This is a genomic window from Streptomyces sp. NPDC053665 (assembly GCF_055585285.1).
Genome location: NZ_JBVJKK010000008.1, coordinates 300,922 through 316,108, shown reverse-complemented (window position 1 = coordinate 316,108; position 15,187 = coordinate 300,922). Strand labels below are relative to the sequence as shown.

At 73.2% G+C, this 15,187-nt stretch carries 14 protein-coding genes, 1 tRNA gene and 1 pseudogene; 9 read left to right on the top strand and 7 right to left on the bottom strand.

What is annotated here, in order from left to right; genetic code table 11:
* The first annotated feature begins 331 nt into the window (after window positions 1-331).
* The 4 genes from ACZ6ZN_RS29495 (at window position 332) to ACZ6ZN_RS29480 (ending at window position 4,294) form a co-directional block, all read left to right on the top strand.
* Entirely contained in the window at window positions 332-1,282 is a 951-nt protein-coding gene (locus ACZ6ZN_RS29495; protein ID WP_469651067.1) for a hypothetical protein, read from the top strand.
* 35 nt (window positions 1,283-1,317) lie between these two features.
* A complete protein-coding gene (locus ACZ6ZN_RS29490) occupies window positions 1,318-2,853 on the top strand; it encodes an APC family permease (protein WP_469650878.1) in 1,536 nt (511 codons plus the stop codon).
* A gap of 87 nt (window positions 2,854-2,940) precedes the next feature.
* The gene (locus tag ACZ6ZN_RS29485; protein ID WP_469650875.1) at window positions 2,941-3,687 is read left to right on the top strand and encodes a molybdopterin-dependent oxidoreductase; all 747 of its coding nucleotides are present in this window, start codon (window positions 2,941-2,943) and stop codon (window positions 3,685-3,687) included.
* A complete protein-coding gene (locus ACZ6ZN_RS29480; protein WP_469650873.1) occupies window positions 3,671-4,294 on the top strand; it encodes a cytochrome b/b6 domain-containing protein in 624 nt (207 codons plus the stop codon). Before ACZ6ZN_RS29485 ends, ACZ6ZN_RS29480 begins: the two co-directional genes overlap by 17 nt.
* Before the next feature lie 103 nt (window positions 4,295-4,397).
* Here ACZ6ZN_RS29480 and ACZ6ZN_RS29475 read toward each other — a convergent pair whose 3' ends face one another.
* Both ACZ6ZN_RS29475 and ACZ6ZN_RS29470 read right to left on the bottom strand, forming a co-directional pair.
* Entirely contained in the window at window positions 4,398-5,795 is a 1,398-nt protein-coding gene (locus ACZ6ZN_RS29475) for a GntP family permease (protein WP_469650871.1), read from the bottom strand.
* A gap of 53 nt (window positions 5,796-5,848) precedes the next feature.
* A complete protein-coding gene (locus ACZ6ZN_RS29470; protein ID WP_469650868.1) occupies window positions 5,849-6,367 on the bottom strand; it encodes a gluconokinase in 519 nt (172 codons plus the stop codon).
* Window positions 6,368-6,504: 137 nt separating this feature from the next.
* Here ACZ6ZN_RS29470 and ACZ6ZN_RS29465 point away from each other — a divergent pair, with 137 nt between their 5' ends.
* Complete coding sequence (locus tag ACZ6ZN_RS29465; RefSeq protein WP_469650866.1) at window positions 6,505-7,206, top strand: FadR/GntR family transcriptional regulator; 702 nt, start codon at window positions 6,505-6,507, stop codon at window positions 7,204-7,206.
* Between the two features lie 6 nt (window positions 7,207-7,212).
* Here ACZ6ZN_RS29465 and ACZ6ZN_RS29460 read toward each other — a convergent pair whose 3' ends face one another.
* Window positions 7,213-7,587, bottom strand: coding sequence for a YchJ family protein (locus tag ACZ6ZN_RS29460; protein ID WP_398110553.1), 375 nt, complete (start codon window positions 7,585-7,587; stop codon window positions 7,213-7,215).
* A 63-nt stretch (window positions 7,588-7,650) separates the two neighbouring features.
* Window positions 7,651-7,735: transfer RNA gene (locus tag ACZ6ZN_RS29455), tRNA-Leu, on the bottom strand.
* A gap of 197 nt (window positions 7,736-7,932) precedes the next feature.
* Between ACZ6ZN_RS29455 and ACZ6ZN_RS29450 the strand changes: the two genes are divergently transcribed.
* The 3 genes from ACZ6ZN_RS29450 (at window position 7,933) to ACZ6ZN_RS29440 (ending at window position 10,749) form a co-directional block, all read left to right on the top strand.
* Window positions 7,933-9,258, top strand: coding sequence for a M20/M25/M40 family metallo-hydrolase (locus tag ACZ6ZN_RS29450; RefSeq protein WP_451880355.1), 1,326 nt, complete (start codon window positions 7,933-7,935; stop codon window positions 9,256-9,258).
* Between the two features lie 148 nt (window positions 9,259-9,406).
* Window positions 9,407-9,640 carry a chaplin ChpH gene (gene chpH / locus ACZ6ZN_RS29445; RefSeq protein ID WP_093833159.1) on the top strand — a complete coding sequence of 78 codons (234 nt, stop codon included), beginning with the start codon at window positions 9,407-9,409 and terminating at the stop codon, window positions 9,638-9,640.
* Between the two features lie 131 nt (window positions 9,641-9,771).
* Complete coding sequence (locus ACZ6ZN_RS29440) at window positions 9,772-10,749, top strand: chaplin (protein ID WP_469650862.1); 978 nt, start codon at window positions 9,772-9,774, stop codon at window positions 10,747-10,749.
* 84 nt (window positions 10,750-10,833) lie between these two features.
* Here ACZ6ZN_RS29440 and ACZ6ZN_RS29435 read toward each other — a convergent pair whose 3' ends face one another.
* Window positions 10,834-11,022, bottom strand: coding sequence for a DUF5703 family protein (locus ACZ6ZN_RS29435; RefSeq protein WP_010045410.1), 189 nt, complete (start codon window positions 11,020-11,022; stop codon window positions 10,834-10,836).
* 47 nt (window positions 11,023-11,069) lie between these two features.
* Between ACZ6ZN_RS29435 and ACZ6ZN_RS29430 the strand changes: the two genes are divergently transcribed.
* Window positions 11,070-11,771 carry a hypothetical protein gene (locus tag ACZ6ZN_RS29430; RefSeq protein ID WP_469650860.1) on the top strand — a complete coding sequence of 234 codons (702 nt, stop codon included), beginning with the start codon at window positions 11,070-11,072 and terminating at the stop codon, window positions 11,769-11,771.
* Between the two features lie 64 nt (window positions 11,772-11,835).
* Here the strand turns inward: ACZ6ZN_RS29430 and ACZ6ZN_RS29425 are convergent, their stop codons facing one another.
* Together ACZ6ZN_RS29425 and ACZ6ZN_RS29420 are read right to left on the bottom strand one after the other, a co-directional pair.
* Window positions 11,836-14,178: a helix-hairpin-helix domain-containing protein gene (locus ACZ6ZN_RS29425; RefSeq protein WP_469650858.1), complete on the bottom strand. Its 2,343-nt coding sequence runs from the start codon at window positions 14,176-14,178 to the stop codon at window positions 11,836-11,838.
* A pseudogene (locus ACZ6ZN_RS29420) lies at window positions 14,175-15,160 on the bottom strand (aldo/keto reductase). Before ACZ6ZN_RS29420 ends, ACZ6ZN_RS29425 begins: the two are co-directional and overlap by 4 nt.
* Window positions 15,161-15,187: the final 27 nt, after the last annotated feature.

Here is a 15,187-nt window from a genome sequence, read left to right as displayed (position 1 = left end):
ATGGCGTAGGGACCGGCGGCACCGGCCGGCTCCGCCCGCTTACCCACACGTCCCGCCATCGTGGGGGGCGCTCGCCGGGCGCGCTATGACCTGCGCCACAAAAGGGCGAAACGGGAAAATCGGGTCACAGGCGCAGGGGCATCACCGCTCTCTCGTGTCACAAGAACCTCACGAATCACACCAGTTGACGCGTGTAACGCAACATCGGCCCTTGACGACAACCCTTGGCGGAGGGTTTGCTTTCCGTGATCGATTCATGGCAGTGCGCGTCCACGCGCCCGACCGACCGCCGTGAGCCGGAACACAAGAAGAGCGCGTGAGGAAGTTCGCGGTGTCCCCACCCCCGCCTCCCCTCGGCCGCGGCCGCAAGCGCGCGGCGCAGGCCTTCGACGAGGCCCTCGACGACGCCGAGCTCGGGACCGCGCGTGCCGCGCTGGCGCAGGGCCGCTGGCAGAACGTCCGTTCCCTGCTGGTCCACACCGGCGACGACTGGGACCGGCGCGGACACCGGATCACGGTCCTCGCGCGCGAGTCCTACACCGCCGCCTGGGCCGGCGAATGGCTGCTGGCCGAGCCGGAGTCCGCCGACGCCTCCGTCCTGCTGGCCCTCGCCCAGGTCCGCCGGGTGCTGCACGGCAAGGGCAAGCCCGCCCGGGCCCGCGAGGCCTGCGAGAAGGCCGCCGCCCTGGCACCCGCCGACCCCACCCCCTGGCTCGGCGTCCTCATGCTGGAGTGCGCGGTCGGCACCGACCACGACGCGGTGCGCGTCTTCGAGCAGGTCCGCGTCCGCTACCCCGACCACCACCACGCGCACCACCTCATGGTCGCCCGGCTGGCCGCACGCCGCATGGACCTGGGCCCGGACCCGCTGCACGAGGTCTACGACTTCGCCAACTGGGCCGCCGAACAGGCGCCCGCCGACTCCCCCCTGGCGATCCTGCCCGTCATCGCGCACGCCGAGCGCTACCGCGCCCTGGCCGCCGCCGGACACGAAGCCGCCGACCCCGTCGCCTCGGGCCACTGGAGCGGCCGCCGCGCCCGGCAGGTGATGAAGGCCGCCTTCGACTGGTGGCTGGAATGGGAGCTGGAGGGCCATCCGCGCCGGCTCGTCGACCTGAACTTCCTCGCCCACGCCAAGTACTGCGAGGGCCGGGGCGCCGAGGCCGCCGCCCTGTTCCACCGCATCGGCCGGCACGCCACCCCGGCGCCCTGGTCGTACCCCGACCGCGATCCGCACACCGCCTTCGCCGCCGCCCGCGCCGGTGCGCTCGGCACGGCGTGACACCCCCCGTATCCCACAGTGAGGACGCCCTCCCGATGACCACGGACAGTTCGAGGACGAACACCTCCGCCCCCGGCGGCATCAGTACGTTCAAGGGGCAGGAGCGCGCCCTGCGCGCCGACCGGCTCGGCACCGGCGGCCTCCTGCTCTCCGTCCTCGCCGCGACCGCCCCGCTGATGGTCGTCGCGGGTGTCATGCCCACCACATACGCGGTCATGGGCATCGTCGGCCAGCCGCTGCTCTTCGTCCTCCTGGGCGTCGTCCTGATCCTGTTCAGCGTGGGCTACGCCGAGATGAGCCGGCACGTCCACAACGCGGGCGCCTTCTACGCCTACATCTCCCGCGGCCTCGGCGGCACCGCCGGCGCGGGCGCCGCCCTGGTCGCGCTCGTCGCCTACAACGCCCTCCAGGTCGGCATCTACGGCATCTTCGGCTTCGAGGTCTCCGGGCTGCTCGCCACCTACGCCGACCTGGAGGTGGCCTGGTGGATACCGGCCCTCCTGGCCGTGCTCGCGGTCGGCCTGCTCGGCTGGCTGAAGATCGACGTCAACGCGCGCGTGCTCGGCGTGCTGCTCGTCATCGAGGTCCTCCTGGTCGTGGTCTTCGACGTCGCCGCCCTCACCGACCCGGCCAAGGAGGGCCTGTCGCTGCACGCCTTCAACCCGGACACGCTGACCGGCGCCGGCGTCGGCACCGCCCTGTGCTTCTGCATCGCCGCGTTCCTCGGTTTCGAGCAGGCCCCCGTCTACGCCGAGGAGACCAGCCGCCCGCACGTCCTCGTGCCGCGCGTGATGTTCCTGGCCGTCGGCGGGGTCGCGGTGTTCTTCGCCCTGAGCAGCTGGGCCCTGACGGTCGCCACCGGCCCCTCGGCCGTCGTCGGCACCGCCCGGGAGCAGAGCGCCGGCCTGCTGTTCTTCCTCACCGAGTCGCGCCTCGGCGGCACCTTCACCGACGTCCTGCACATCCTCTTCGTCACCGGCATGTTCGCCGCCCTGCTCAGCTTCCACAACGTCGTCGCCCGCTACGCCTTCGCCATGGGCCGCGAGGGCCTGCTGCCCGCCGCCTTCGGCCGCACCAGCGGCAGCAGCGGCGCCCCCGGCACCGGCTCGCTCCTCCAGACCGCCGTCGCCGCGGTGGTCGTGGCGGCCTTCGCCGTCACCGACGACAAGCCGGTCGGCGACCCGACCGCACCCGTCCTGCAGCTGTTCACCTGGTGCGGCAACATCGGCGCCCTCGGCGTGATCCTGCTGATGGCCGCGGCCTCCCTGTCGGTCGTGGTCTTCTTCGTCCGCCGCGGCGCCGCGGGCACCCAGTCCTGGCGGCTGGTGACCTCCGCGGTCGCCGGCATCGCCCTGCTGGTCATCGCGGGCTACACGGTGAAGGACTTCGACGTGCTGGTCGGCGCCGGCCCGGACTCCTCGCTGAGCTGGGTGCTGCCCGGCATCATCGGTCTCGCCCTGGTCGCGGGACTGGTCCTCGGCCTGGTGCTGCGCGCCCGCGCCCCTGAGAAGCACGCCCGCATCGGGCTGGGCAACGAGGCCTTCCAGCTGGACAAGGCGGCCTCCTCCTGACCCCGCCCGCACGACGGGCGCTTACGGAAGTCTGACGCGCACCCGCGAGCCCTGTCCCGTCCGGGCCGCGGGTGTTCGAATGAAAGGGTGAACGAGCACGTACCTCAGGGTGTGGACGACGAACCCCCCGAGCGCGGCGTCCCGATCGGCCGCCGCGTCTTCCTCGGCACCCTTGCCCTGGGCGCCGCCGGCGTGGTGGCCGCGCCCCCGCTGCAACGCGCCCTGGAGGGCTTCCTGGGCAAGGCCGCGGACCAGGACCCCACCGGCCTGACCGGCCTGCTGCCCAACGGCGGCGGCTTCCGCTACTACTCCGTCGCCTCCTCGGTCCCGCGCAGAACCGCCCGCACCTATCGCCTCACCGTGGACGGCCTGGTCGACCACCCCGCGTCCTACACCCTGGCCGACCTCAGGGCCCTGCCGCAGACCCGGATGGTCCGCGACGTCCAGTGCGTCACCGGCTGGCGCGTCCCCGACACCCCCTTCGAGGGCGTACGCCTGTCCCGCCTCCTCGACGCGGCCGGCGTCCGGCCCACGGCCCGGGCCGTCCGCTTCACCTGCTTCGACGGCACGTACACCGAGAGCCTCACGCTCGACCAGGCCCGCCGCGCGGACGTCCTGGTCGCCCTGCGCATGCAGGACGAGGACCTCGGCCACTCCCACGGCGGCCCGGTCCGCCTCTACGTGGCGCCCATGTACTTCTACAAGTCCGCCAAGTGGCTCTCCGGCATCACCGTCACCGACGAGGTCCGGCCCGGCTACTGGGAGGAGCGCGGCTACGACGTCGACGCCTGGGTGGGCCGCTCGAACGGACGCGACGATGAACCCACGAGCTGACCCGGCCCCCGCCACGACCGGCGTGCGCCGCTTCACCCCGGTGCAGCGCTGGATCCACCGCACCACGGCCGCGCTGATGGGCGTCTGCGTGGTGACGGCGGCCTGCCTCTACGTCCCCCAGCTCGCCGAACTGGTCGGCCGCCGCGCCCTGGTCGTCACACTGCACCAGTGGGCGGGCCTGGCCCTGCCGGTGCCGGTGCTGGCCGGTCTGGCCTCCCGCGTCTTCCGCGCCGACCTCGGCCGCCTCAACCGCTTCGGCCCGCACGACCGCGCCTGGCTGCGCGCGGTGCTGCACCGCGACGGACGCCCGGAGTCCCGGCCCGCGGGCAAGTTCAACGCCGGGCAGAAGATCTACGCGTCCTGGATCGCCGGGGCCACCCTCGTCATGCTCGGCACCGGCCTGATGATGTGGTTCACCCACCTCACCCCGCTGCTGTGGCGCACCAGCGCCACCTTCGTCCACGACTGGCTGGCCCTCACGATCGGCATCGTCCTGGCCGGCCACATCGGCATGGCCCTGGCCGACCCGGAAGCCCGCCGCGGCCTGCGCACCGGCAGGGTGAGCCGGGACTGGGCGGAGCGCGAGCACCCGCTCTGGCGCCCGTAGGCCACGCGGAAACGCGGAACGGCCCACCCCCTCCCGGCCCCGGCGGCCGGAGAGCCGCCGTCGATGCCGGGCGAGGGGGTGAGCCGTCCTCGTCGCAGGGCCGCTAGATCACCAGGGACAACAGCAGGACCAGGCCCCCGGCGACCACCGAGATGATCGTCTCCATCACGGACCAGGTCTTGACGGTCTGCCCGACGCTCAGCCCGAAGTACTCCTTCACCATCCAGAACCCGGCGTCGTTGACATGGCTGAAGAACAGCGAGCCGGCACCGATGGCCAGGACCAGCAGAGCGGTGTGCGTGGTCGACATGTCGGCCGCGAGCGGGGCGACCAGACCGGCCGCGGAGACCGTGGCCACCGTCGCCGACCCGGTCGCCAGCCGGATCACCACCGCGATCAGCCAGGCCAGCAGCAGCGCCGGGATGGACCAGGACTCGGAGATGTCGAGGACCATCTGCCCCACGCCCGTGTCGATCAGCGTCTGCTTGAAGCCGCCGCCCGCGCCGACGATCAGCAGGATGCCCGCGATCGGCATGAGGCTCTTCTCCACCAGCGGGGAGATCCGCTCCTTGGAGAACCCGGCGGGCCGCAGCAGCGTGAAGATGCCGACCAGCACCGAGGCGAGCAGGGCGATCATCGGCGCGCCGACGACGTCGAAGACGCGCTGCACCGGCTGCTCGGGATCGTCCACCACGATGTCGACGAGCGCCTTGGCGAGCATCAGCAGCACCGGCAGCAGCACTGTGAAGAGGGTGGCTCCGAAGCCGGGGCGCCGCTCGAGCTCCTCGGAGGCGCGCTGCGGGATCATCTTGTCCGGCGCCGGCACGTCGACCCAGCGGGCCGCGTACTTGGAGAACACCGGACCGGCGATGATCACCGTCGGGATCGCCACGAGGACACCGAGCGCCAGGGTCACCCCGAGGTCGGCCCCGACGGCGTCGATCGCCACCAGCGGGCCGGGGTGCGGCGGCACCAGACCGTGCATCACGGACAGGCCCGCGAGCGCCGGGATGCCGATCCGCATCAGCGAGTAGTTGCCCCGCTTGGCCACCATCAGCACCACCGGGATCAGCAGCACGATGCCGACCTCGAAGAACAGCGGCAGCCCGATCACCGAGGCGATCAGCACCATCGCCCACGGCATCGACCGCCCCCCGGCCTTGGCCAGGATGGTGTCGACGATCTGGTCGGCGCCGCCGGAGTCGGCGAGCATCTTGCCGAGGATCGCGCCGAGGGCGATCAGCACGCCGACACCGGCGACCGTCGAGCCGAGACCGGCACTGAAGCTGGTGAGGACCTTGTCCAGGGGCGCCCCGGCGATCGCGCCGAGCGCCAGCGACCCGATGGTCAGCGCCAGGAAGGCGTGCAGCTTGAACTTGGTGATGAGCAGGACGATGACGGCGATGCCCGCCAGGACGGCGATGCCCAGCTGAGCGTGGCCGGCCGAGGTGATCGGCTCGGGTGCGTCCGCTGCCAGCATCTCGACGCTGAGTCTGGTCACGGTGGGGAGTTCCCTTTGCGTTGGGGAGTCGGGGAGAGGGGAGCCGGGAGGGGCTAGTGGAGGGGCGCGGGGAGCGAGCCGAGGGCGGCGGCCGCCCGCTCGGTGATCTCCTCCGGGCTGCCCGAGACGTCCACCCCGGCGCCCGCCTCGTCCGCCTCCAGGGGCTGGAGCGTGGCGAACTGGGAGTCCAGGAGCGCCGTGGGCATGAAGTGCCCCTTCCGGTGCGACATCCGGTCCTCGATCAGCGCACGGTCGCCCGTGAGGTGCAGGAAGACGACGCCGGGTGCGGCGGCCCGCAGCCGGTCGCGGTACGACCGCTTCAGCGCCGAGCAGCTGACCACCCCGCCGAGCCCGGCCCGCCCCTGCGCCCAGCCGCCGATGGCGTCCAGCCAGGGCCCGCGGTCCTCGTCGGTGAGCGGCGTACCGGCCGACATCTTCTCGATGTTGGCCGGCGGGTGGAAGTCGTCGCCCTCGGCGTACGGGACGCCGAGCCGGGCCGCGAGCAGGGGACCGATGGTCGTCTTGCCGGTACCGGCGACGCCCATGACCACGACGACGTGGGGGGTGTTCATCGCTGCCTCACTGTCTGCTGTCTTCGTCGACACGTGATGTCGACGCAACTGAAACCCATAAGGTAGGACTAATTCAAGAGGTCGTGACGAATAAGTCTGACTTTTTGGCTGCGTGATCTACCCCGTACGCTGAGTGCATGACCACACCGGGCCGGGGGCTGCACGGCCGTGTACTGGACACCCTGGGCCCCGAGATCACGGGGGGCGGGTACCCGCCGGGCAGCGTTCTGCGCACCGACGAGCTCGCCCAGCGTTTCGACGTGTCGCGCTCCGTGATGCGCGAGGCGGTCCGCGTCCTGGAGTCCATGCACCTGGTGGAGTCCCGCCGCCGCGTCGGCGTCACCGTCCGCGCCGAGTGCGAGTGGAACGTCTACGACCCGCAGGTGATCCGCTGGCGCCTGGCCGGCGCCGACCGCGCGCGGCAGCTGCGCTCGCTCACGGTGCTGCGCTCGGCGATCGAACCGGTCGCGGCGGGCCTCGCCGCCCGGCACGCCACGCCCGAGCAGTGCGCGGAACTCACCGAACGCGCCCTCGGCATGGTCGCCCACTCACGCGGTCACAAGCTGGAGGGGTACCTCCTGCACGACGTCGCCTTCCACCGCGTCATCCTGGAGGCCTCGGGCAACGAGATGTTCGCCCGCCTCGGCGACGTCGTCGCCGAGGTGCTGGCCGGCCGCACCCACCACGACGTGATGTTCGAGGACCCCGACCCGGCCGCCGTCACCCTGCACGTCCGGGTCGCCGAGGCGGTCCGCGCGCGCGACGCCGCCCGCGCCGAGGAACTGACCCGCGAGATCACCGTCGGCGCCCTCCAGGAACTGGACATCCTGGCGCCGTAGCACCCGCTACGAGGGGAACTCCCCGTCGACGTATACCCAGGCCCCATCGACCCGCTCGAACCGGCTCCGCTCGTGCAGCGAACCGCCCCGGTAGGACGCCCGGAACTCCACGGTCCCGGCCGAGTGGAACGCCGACCCGTCGGTCGTGCCCAGGATCTCCAGCCCGGTCCACCGCATCCCCGGATCGAGCTCCAGCCGGCCCGGCCGCGTCCGCGGGTGCCAGGTCCGCAGCAGGTACCCCGCGTCGCCCTGCACGAAGGCGCAGTACCGCGACCGCATCAACGCCTCGGCGGTCGGCGCGGCCGCGGCCCCGGAGTGGAACCGGCCGCAGCAGGCCGCGTAGTCCTGGGGGAGTCCGCAGGGGCAGGAACGCCTGGTCATGGCACCTCTCTCGCAGGAACGACCGAAGGCCGCGACCTCGCGGTCGCGGCCTTCGGTTCCAAGTGTCCGAGGGGGGACTTGAACCCCCACGCCCGATAAAGGGCACTAGCACCTCAAGCTAGCGCGTCTGCCATTCCGCCACCCGGACAAGGTGTCTGTCGCGTGGGTTCTCCCCGCGGCGACGACGTAAACATTACCAGGCTTTCCGGGGTGGCCCGATCACCCCCCGGCCGCACCCCGGGACCGCGTGAACGACGTGTGACGGGCCGGGAGGGCTCTTGGGGACCGGGCCCGACAGAGAGAGGATGAAGGGGACCCACCAGCAGTGACACCGGGAGGAAGCACGTGAGCGAGACGGACACGGCCAGGAACGTCACCGGCGAGGACGAGGTCGTGGACCTCTGCCGCGAGCTGATCCAGATCGACACCAGCAACTACGGCGACCACTCGGGTCCGGGCGAGCGCAAGGCGGCCGAGTACGTCGCCGAGAAGCTCGCCGAGGTCGGGCTCGAACCGCGGATCTTCGAGTCCCACCCGGGCCGCGCCTCCACCGTGGCCCGCATCGAGGGCGAGGACCCGTCCCGGCCCGCGCTGCTCATCCACGGCCACACCGACGTCGTCCCGGCCAACGCGGACGACTGGACCCACCACCCCTTCTCCGGCGAGGTCGCCGACGGCTGCGTGTGGGGCCGCGGGGCGGTCGACATGAAGGACATGGACGCGATGACCCTCGCGGTCGTCCGCGACCGGCTGCGCAGCGGGCGCAGGCCGCCGCGCGACATCGTCCTCGCGTTCCTCGCGGACGAGGAGGCCGGCGGCACCTACGGGGCCCGCTACCTCGTCGACCACCACCGGGACCTCTTCGACGGCGTCACCGAGGCGATCAGCGAGGTCGGCGGCTTCTCCTTCACGGTGAGCGAGGAGCGGCGGCTGTACCTGATCCAGACGGCCGAGAAGGGCATGCACTGGATGAAGCTCACCGTGGCCGGCACGGCGGGCCACGGGTCGATGATCCACCGGGACAACGCGATCACCGAGCTGTCGGAGGCCGTGGCCCGCCTCGGCCGGCACACGTTCCCGGTACGGGTCACCAAGACCACCCGCGCCTTCCTCGACGAACTCGGCGACGCGCTCGGCACCGAACTCGACCCCGAGGACATGGAGTCGACCCTCGCCCGGCTCGGCGGCATCGCCAAGCTGATCGGCGCCACCCTGAGCAACACGGCCAACCCCACGCAGCTCGGGGCCGGCTACAAGGTCAACGTCATCCCCGGCGAGGCCACCGCCCATGTGGACGGGCGCTTCCTGCCCGGCTTCGAGGACGAGTTCCTCGCCGACCTCGACCGGATCCTCGGACCGAGGGTGCGCCGTGAGGACGTGCACGCCGACAAGGCCGTCGAGACCACCTTCGACGGGGCGCTCGTGGAGGCCATGCAGTCCTCGCTGCTGGCCGAGGACCCGACCGCCAAGGCCATCCCCTACATGCTCTCCGGCGGCACCGACGCCAAGTCCTTCGACGACCTGGGCATCCGGGGCTTCGGCTTCGCCCCGCTGAAGCTGCCGCCGGAGCTGGACTTCGCGGGCATGTTCCACGGCGTGGACGAGCGGGTGCCGGTCGACGGCCTGAAGTTCGGCGTGCGGGTCCTCGACCGCTTCATCGACGCGTCCTGAAAACACTGCCGAAAACCTGCTAATCGGTCGGGCGTGCGAGATCGACTGGGAAGAGTGAATGCGACGATCAGCTCGTAGCCTCATTACTCCAGCCTCGTTACAGGTAATGCGATCGCACGATGGATCGCTTTGCCAACTAGGAGGAATAATGATCAAGAAGGTCGTCGCTGCTGCGGCTGCCACCGGTGGCCTGGTTCTCGCGGGCGCGGGTCTCGCCGTCGCCGACTCGGGTGCTCAGGGTGCCGCGGTGCACTCCCCGGGCGTCCTGTCCGGCAACGTCGTTCAGGTGCCCGTGCACATCCCGGTGAACGTCTGCGGCAACACGGTCTCCGTGATCGGCCTGCTGAACCCCGCCTTCGGCAACACCTGCGTCAACAAGTGACGCTTCCCCCTCCGTAGAGGGGAGTCCAAAGCCATCGGTCCCGGAGCGCGTGCCATGCGCTCCGGGACCGAACGCTTCCGCAGGTGGATTCGAGAAGAATTCGATAACGGGTCGAAGGCAGGTATTCAGCAATGCGACAGGTCACCCGCAAGGGTCTGATGACCGTGGCCGCCGCGACCGGCGTGATCGCCGCCGCGGGCGGCTCCGCGCACGCCGCCTCGGGCGCCCAGGGCTCCGCCTCGGGCTCGCCGGGCGTGCTGTCCGGGAACTCGGTGCAGGTGCCGGTGCACGCACCGGTCAACGTCTGCGGGAACACGGTCGACGTCATCGGCGTGCTCAATCCGTCGGTGGGCAACTCCTGCGCCAACAGGGGCGGTGGTTCGTCGTCGGGGGGATACGGCGACTCACACGGCCACGGCGACTCACACGGCCACGGCGGTTCACACGGTCACGGCGGCGGTTCGCGCGCGGGCGGACACGCCACCGACTCGCCCGGCGTCGGCTCGGGCAACCACGTCCAGGTCCCGGTCCACGTGCCGGTGAACGTGTGCGGCAACAGCGTGGACGTCATCGGCATCGCCAACCCCAGCGCGGGCAACGACTGCGGCAACGGCGGGAACGGCCACCACGGCACCCCGCCCGGCGGCGGCCACGACAACCCGGGCCAGCCGGGCGGCCCGGGCGGTCCCGGCAACCCGGGTGGTCCCGGCGGCCCGGGCGGTCCCGGCAACCCCGGCGGCCCCGGTGGCCCCGGTGGCCCGGACGGTCCCGGTACTCCCGGTGGTCCGGGAACCCCTGGTCACCCCGGCGACCCGGGTGCCCCGGGCGGCCCCGGTGGCGACGGCCCCGGCACCCCGGGCACCACCCCCGGCACCGGCGGAGACGGACCGGGGGGCCAGGGACCGGGCGGTGCGGGCCCCGGCGCACAGGGGCCGGGCGGCTCCTCGCACGGCGACGAGCCGGACGGCCGGTTCGTCCTGCGGCCCCACGGCGAGGCCCAGCTCGCCAGCACCGGCAGCGACCTGCCGCTCGGCTTGGCCCTGCCGGCCGGCGCCGGCGCGCTGCTCGCGGGCGCGGTCCTCTACCGCAGGGCCCGCGCCTCGGCCTGACGCCCCCACCCCGCACAACGGAGCGGGCCCCGCCGCTGCGGGGCCCGCTCCGTCATGTGCCTTCTTCCCGTGCGCCGTCCCCGCTCACCACGTGGCCCGCACCTGGCGGATGATCCGCCGGCGCAACCGCACCTTGCGACTGCCGTCGCGCAGCAGGCTCAGACGGTGCAACTCCCAGTGTCCGTACTCCGCATGGTCGGTCAGCAGACGTGCCGTCTCCTTGCGGGACACCCCGCGCGGCACGTACACGTCGACAAATTCGTATTCCGGCATCGCATCTATTGTGCGGGCTGGGGCCAGGTACGGATAGCGTCTGCACTATGTCTGATGCTGCGCAGCCCACCGCTGCCGAGGTACGCGCCGCCGCCGAGGCGGTCAAGACCGCGCTCGACCGCCACCTTGCCGCGGTCGAACGCAGGTCGGGAGAGGACGACCCGGCCGTCTACGAGGCGTTCAACCAGCTGGCCGCGGCCGCAGAGGCGTACGACGAACTGCTCTACGACCGCTACGACGAGGTCACGCCCTTCGAGATCCCCGGTGCGGAGGACGCGCTGCCCCCGTACACGGGCCCCGAGGAGCCGAGCGCGGTCAGCGTGCTGATCCGCCGTGACTACGCCGTCGCGGAACCGCAGCGGCTGCTGGCCCACGCACAGCGGATCGAGGCGGCGGACGGCGACGACGGCCCGTCGGCGTCCGGCACGGTGCACGGCGCTCTCGGCCTGCTGTTCGGCGAGTTCGAGCCCGACGAGATCGCCTCGCGGCACAAGGAGTTCGGGCTGGAGGAGGGCGACTCCACGCTCTGGGTGACGGCCGCCGACGAACCGGCCGAGCCCGGCGAGTGGCTGGAGGCGCCGTTCGAGCAGGTCGACCCGCAGCAGGTGGTCTGCCGCTTCGACGTCAGCGCCGTCTTCGACGACATGGACGACGACACCGAGGACGACGGGGACGACATCGAGGACGAGCTGGACACCGACCTGGACGAGGACGAGGACCTGGAGCCGCTGGACGCGGACCGCCGCTGAAGCGCGGACGAGGCCGGTCACCGGGGCGGTGGCCGGGGGCCCGCGCCCCCGGCCACCGCCCTCGTCACACCCCCGCGACCTGCGGGGCCAGCAGCACCGGGAGCCGGGTCGTCCGCGGCTTCGCCGGGACCTCGGCCACGGCCCGGGGCAGCGCCTGCTCCACGCCGTGCACCACGGACAGATGGCGGTCGGCCCGGCCGAAGGCCGTGTACACCCACGGTCGGCTGAGCGCCTGAGCCGCGTCCCCGGGCAGTACGGCGACCACGGCGGGCCAGCGGCTCCCGACCGCCTGGTGCGCGGTCAGCGCCCACCCGTGCCGCACCGTCTGCTCCACCCGCTCCTTCGGCACCACGACGGCCTCGCCCGCGCACGACAGGTGCAGTCCCTCGGCGTCCGCCCTCACCACGCGTCCGGTCACCGCCCGGCCCGGGACGGGGGAGTGGACGATCCGGTCCCCGGGGTCGAAGCCGCCGAAGCGGCCGGGGCCGGGATTCAGCCGTTCCTTGAGCGCGGCGTTGAGCGCGCGCGTACCGACCGCCCCGCCGTGCCCGGGTGTGATGACCTGGGTGTCCTCGGCCGGTACGCCGATCGCCCGCGGCACCGAGTCCGCGACGAGCTGCACCGTGCGGTGCACCGCCTCGCCCGCGTCCCGCACGGGCACGATCACGACCTCCTTGCCGGGTGCCTCGACCTGGTTCAGCTCACCGACTCCGATGCCGGAGACCAGCTCGCCCAGCGGCCCGGGGTCCGGGCGGCGCGAGGCGACCTGGGGGCAGATCCGCGCCGCGAGCAGGTCCGCGAACACCCGGCCGGGGCCCACCGACCACAGCACTCCCGGATCCCCGGCCAGCACCAGCCGCGCCCCGTCCGGCAGCGACTCGGTCAGCAGGGCCGCCGTCTCGACGTCGAGCTGCGGCGCGTCGAGGACCACGAGCAGATCGAGGGCGAAGGCGCCGTCGGCATCCCGGCCGGGACCCTCCTGACCGGCCAGCAGCCCCGGCACGGTCGCGACGGGCAGGTCCGCAGCGGTGGACGGGGCAGCGGGGGAGGGGCCACCCGGTCCCCGGGCCGGGTCGTCCGGCTGCTCCAGCGGCCCCGAGCCGCTCGTCCGCCGCAGCAACGCCGCGAAGCGGTCACGGCCGACCGGGCCGTGTGTCGCCGCCCAGGCCCGCAGTCCCAGGCCGTGTGCCGCGTGCAGCAGGGCCGCCGGCTCCGCCAGGGACGCCTCCGCGCCGGTGTGCAGGACCAGGCCGTGACCGGCGACCGCGCGCAGCAGCTCGGCCGCCGATCCCTGGGCCGCGGCTGCGGCCCGCTCCCACTCCTCCGCCGAACCGTCCTGCTTCGGCGTGGAGTTGACCAGCCGGGCCAGACCGTCGGCCAGGCTCTCCTCCGCCAGCGCGTACCGCTCCAGGCCGACCAGGACGCGGACCGGGCGCTCCTCCTCGTCGTCCTCCGTCTCCTCGCCTCCGGTGGGGGCCGGGGCGCCGGGCTCCGCCAGGGCGTCCTGGAACACCAGCGCGTCACCCTCCGCGATCGCGTCCTGCACGGCGCTGTCGGGGTCCGGCACGCTCCGCTGGGCCAGGGCCGCGAGCAGCGCCGGCATCTCCAGAGCCGTGTGCCCGGCCAGGGCCGCCTGCTCCAGGAGCCAGACCGTGAGGGCCCGGCCGCGCCGCTCGTCGTCCGGGCCGCACTCGGCGCCCAGCAGCGCCCGCGCGAACCCGTCGGCCTGGTCGGGCCGCACGCCGGGCACGCGCAGCAACTGCCAGGGGTCGCTGCGCAGCAGCTCGTCCGCGCCCTCTCCGAGGGCGGCGGCCACCTGCGGTGCGAGGGCCTCGGGGGCGCCCCCCTCCGTCAGCACCCGCCGCACCGTCTGCACGGCCTCGGGGGCGGGAGCCGCCGGGGCCGCCGCGACGGTCTCGGCGGCCACGGGGCGGGGCGGCCGGTCGGGCTCGGGGGCGGAGCGGCGGGGAGCGGGGGCGGGGTCCTCGAACACCGTGGCCACCGGCTTCTCGCCGCTCTCCACGGCACGGACGGCCGCGAGCAGGTCGGCGGCCTTGCCGCTCAGCTTGGCGCCGGCCTCGATGGGCCCCTTCTTCTCGGCCTTGCGCTGCTCGATCCGCTCCCGCTCGGCCCGCTGCGCCAGCAACTCCGCCTCGGCCTCGGACACCTGGGCGCCCCGGACGCCGTCGCCGTCGCCGTCACCCTCGCCGTCGCCCTCGCCCTCGCCCTCGCCCGGGGGAGTCCGCTCGACCCGGGGTTCGGTGCCGTCGCCGGCGGACGTCCGTCCGCCCTCGGGCTCACCGCCCTCGCCCGCGGCGACCTCGCCCCCGGCTTCGCCGCCCGCCGTGCTCTGTGTGCCCGGCGTCCCCGGCTCGGCGTCCTCCGTGGTCTCGGGCTCCGTGCTCACAGCGTGCTCCAGTCGTGATCGGGATAGCGGTGCACGGGCGCCGACACATCGTCCAGCGCCCGGCAGATCTCGTCAGGAAGACTAAGGGTCTCCACTGACAATGCCGCCGTGAGCTGCTGCGCGTTGCGCGCGCCGACGATCGGTGCCGTCACGCCGGGCCGGTCGCGGACCCAGGCCAGGGCCACCTGCAACGGCGTCACCGCCAGCCCGTCGGCCGCGGTCGAGACGGCGTCCACGATGCGGCTCGCCGTGTCGTCCAGGTAGGGCGCGATGAACGGCGCGAGGTGCTCCGAGGCGCCGCGTGAGTCGGCCGGCACCGCCTCGCCCCGGTACTTCCCGGTGAGCACCCCGCGACCCAGCGGCGAGGACGGCAGCAGGCCCACGCCCAGGTCGAGCGCGGCCGGCAGCACCTCGCGCTCGACGCCCCGCTGGAGCAGCGAGTACTCGAGCTGGGTGGCGGCCAGCCGGGTCCGGGTCCGGGCGCGGCCAGCTGCCAGGTGCCCGCCTTGGCGAGCTGCCAGCCGCAGAAGTTGGAGACCGCCGCGTAGCGGGCCCGTCCGCTGGCGACCGCCAGGTCGAGGGCCTGGAGGGTCTCCTCCAGCGGGGTGTCCGGGTCGTAGGCGTGGACGTGCCACACGTCGACGTAGTCGGTGCCGAGCCGGGCGAGCGAGGCGTCGAGCGCGGCGAGCAGATGGCCGCGGGAGCCGTCGACGCGGCGGTCGGGGTCCGGCACGCTCCCGGCCTTGGTCGAGACGACCAGGTCCCGGCGCGGGACCAGGCCGTCCATCAGCCTGCCCAGCAGGTACTCGGCCTCGCCGTCGCCGTACACGTCCGCCGTGTCGACGAGGGTGCCGCCCGCCTCCCAGAACGTCTTCATGAGGTCCGCGGCGTCGTGCTCGTCGGTGTCCCGTCCCCAGGTCAGGGTGCCGAGCCCGATGCGGGACACACGCAGGCCGGTGCGGCCGAGATGCCTCTGCTCCATGAACGCCGAGATTACTGGCCAGAACCT

Bases quoted from the DNA above. Each gene is read 5' to 3' on its own strand.
- ACZ6ZN_RS29490 (WP_469650878.1), top strand. From the start codon at position 1,318: ATGACCACGGACAGTTCGAGGACGAACACCTCCGCCCCCGGCGGCATC.
- ACZ6ZN_RS29480 (WP_469650873.1), top strand. From the start codon at position 3,671: ATGAACCCACGAGCTGACCCGGCCCCCGCCACGACCGGCGTGCGCCGC.
- ACZ6ZN_RS29470 (WP_469650868.1), bottom strand. From the start codon at position 6,367: ATGAACACCCCCCACGTCGTCGTGGTCATGGGCGTCGCCGGTACCGGC.
- ACZ6ZN_RS29465 (WP_469650866.1), top strand. From the start codon at position 6,505: ATGACCACACCGGGCCGGGGGCTGCACGGCCGTGTACTGGACACCCTG.
- ACZ6ZN_RS29460 (WP_398110553.1), bottom strand. From the start codon at position 7,587: ATGACCAGGCGTTCCTGCCCCTGCGGACTCCCCCAGGACTACGCGGCC.
- chpH (WP_093833159.1), top strand. From the start codon at position 9,407: ATGATCAAGAAGGTCGTCGCTGCTGCGGCTGCCACCGGTGGCCTGGTT.
- ACZ6ZN_RS29440 (WP_469650862.1), top strand. From the start codon at position 9,772: ATGCGACAGGTCACCCGCAAGGGTCTGATGACCGTGGCCGCCGCGACC.
- ACZ6ZN_RS29435 (WP_010045410.1), bottom strand. From the start codon at position 11,022: ATGCCGGAATACGAATTTGTCGACGTGTACGTGCCGCGCGGGGTGTCC.
- ACZ6ZN_RS29430 (WP_469650860.1), top strand. From the start codon at position 11,070: ATGTCTGATGCTGCGCAGCCCACCGCTGCCGAGGTACGCGCCGCCGCC.